Annotated in this window: 1 protein-coding gene and 1 pseudogene; both read right to left on the bottom strand. The window is 65.7% G+C overall.

Annotated features, from left to right (window positions below):
• A partial coding sequence (locus ACZ4EG_RS46645) for an alpha-amylase family glycosyl hydrolase (RefSeq protein WP_467795066.1) occupies positions 1-872 on the bottom strand: 872 nt, incomplete at its 3' end.
• Positions 869-1,300: pseudogene (locus ACZ4EG_RS46640) on the bottom strand (alpha-glucosidase C-terminal domain-containing protein); the annotation flags it as partial. The pseudogene ACZ4EG_RS46640 and the gene ACZ4EG_RS46645, both read right to left, overlap by 4 nt.

The raw sequence follows: 1,300 nt of genomic DNA, 5'->3' as shown, positions 1-1,300 counted from the left end.
ATGACCGGGAAGTGGAAGGCCATGTGGCACTCGTCGCCGCCGCTCGGGAAGTCGCCGAAGTAGTCGACCACGTCCTCCGGCCACTGGTTCGCCTCCGCCAGCAGCACCTTGTCGGGGTACTGCGCGTCGATCTCCTTGCGCACCCGCTTCAGGAACTCGTGCGTGGCGGGCAGGTTCTCGCAGTTGGTGCCCTCCTGCTGGTACAGGTACGGCACCGCGTCCAGCCGGAAGCCGTCGATGCCCAGGTCCAGCCAGAACTTCAGCGCGGAGATCATCTCCTCCTGGACCGCCGGGTTCTCGTAGTTGAGGTCCGGCTGGTGGGAGAAGAAGCGGTGCCAGTAGTACTCCTTGCGGACCGGGTCGTAGGTCCAGTTGGAGGCCTCGGTGTCGACGAAGATGATCCGCGCGTCCTGGAACTGCTTGTCGTCCTTCGCCCAGACGTAGTAGTCGCCGTAGGGCCCGTCCGGGTCCCGCCGGGACTCCTGGAACCAAGGGTGCTGGTCGCTGGTGTGGTTCATGACGAAGTCGATGATGACGCGCATGCCGCGCTGGTGGGCGGCGTCGACGAACTCCACGAAGTCGGCGAGGTCGCCGAACTCGGGCAGCACCGCCGTGTAGTCCGAGACGTCGTAACCGCCGTCGCGGAGCGGGGACTTGAAGAACGGCGGCAGCCAGAGGCAGTCGACGCCGAGCCACTGCAGGTAGTCGAGCTTGGCGGTCAGGCCCTTGAGGTCGCCGATGCCGTCGCCGTTGCTGTCCTGGAAGGAGCGGACCAGGACCTCGTAGAACACGGCGCGTTTGAACCAATCCGGGTCCCGGTCCTTGGCGGGTGTGTCCTCGAAGGTGTCCGGAACGGGCTCGTTGACGATCATTTTGTGGGTGACCCTCCGATCTGCGGGTTGGACGGTCGCAGAACCGTGAAGACGTGCGCGGGTCGCCGACCCGGTTCGAGGCGCACGTAGTTGGTCCTGCCCCAGTGATAGGTCTCGCCGGTGAGTTCGTCACGCACCGGCACCGACTCGTGCCATTCCAGGCCGAGTTGCGGCATGTCCAACGAGACCGTGGCCTCCTGGGTGTCGTGGGGGTCGAGGTTGGCGACCACCAGAACCGTGTTCGATCCGCTCCGCTTGCTGTACGCGATCACCGCTTCCTGGTCGGCATGATGGAAGTGGAGATCACGCAGCTGCCGCAGGGCCGGGCTCTGCCGCCGGATGGTGTTGAGGCGGGTGATCAGGGGGGTGAGGGTGTGTCCGTCGCGTTCGGCGGCGGCCCAGTCGCGGGGTTTGAGCTGGTACTTCTC

This window comes from Streptomyces sp. NPDC025638, assembly GCF_055558775.1.
The sequence above is the reverse complement of the archived record's forward strand: the minus strand, read 5'-3'. Positions and strand labels throughout refer to the sequence as shown.